The organism is Mesorhizobium qingshengii (genome assembly GCF_027563465.1).
In the GTDB taxonomy this organism is placed as follows: domain Bacteria; phylum Pseudomonadota; class Alphaproteobacteria; order Rhizobiales; family Rhizobiaceae; genus Mesorhizobium; species Mesorhizobium qingshengii_A.
Genome location: NZ_JAPFQA010000060.1, coordinates 1 through 546, shown reverse-complemented (window position 1 = coordinate 546; position 546 = coordinate 1). Strand labels below are relative to the sequence as shown.

1 protein-coding gene is annotated in these 546 nt (G+C 53.3%); it reads right to left on the bottom strand.

What is annotated here, in order from left to right; all coding sequences use genetic code 11:
* The coding region (locus tag OOJ09_RS31950) for a class I SAM-dependent methyltransferase (RefSeq protein ID WP_269909027.1) at positions 1–546 on the bottom strand (546 nt) is incomplete at both ends.

Here is a 546-nt window from a genome sequence, read left to right as displayed (position 1 = left end):
AAGAAGTCCTCTAGTCCTTTCCGATCAAATGTCTGCTGGGTTTCAGGGCCGATGAACTGCAACCACCTCATGGAGGAGCAATCCGTCGCATAGATCGACATTGCTCCGCCGGGGCGTAGAACCCTGCGCGCTTCTGCCAGGGCTGTTCCGTCTGGTGAACAGAAATAGATCACGTTGACGGCTAGAACCTTGTCAACGGATGCGCTTTCCAGCGACAGGCACTCGAAGGTGCCCTGTATCAGTTTCAGTTTTCCATGTTGAATTGCTGTTCTGTTTCGCGCCTGGGCCTGACGAAACATTGTAGGCGACCGATCTACCCCGGTAATCCTGCCGCTCCGCACAAGTTGCGACATTTTCCTGAGCGCTAAACCAGGCCCAAAACCTATTTCGAGTACGTCATCCTGTTCCGAGATATCCAATAGTTCGATGGCCCGCTTGTTGGGTAAAAGATTTATCAGGCCCATGACCGCTCCGGTCAAACGTCCGAATAGGCCTTCCGGCATGGAAAACTGTTGCGAGATAAAGTTATGCAGGCCCAGGGCACCC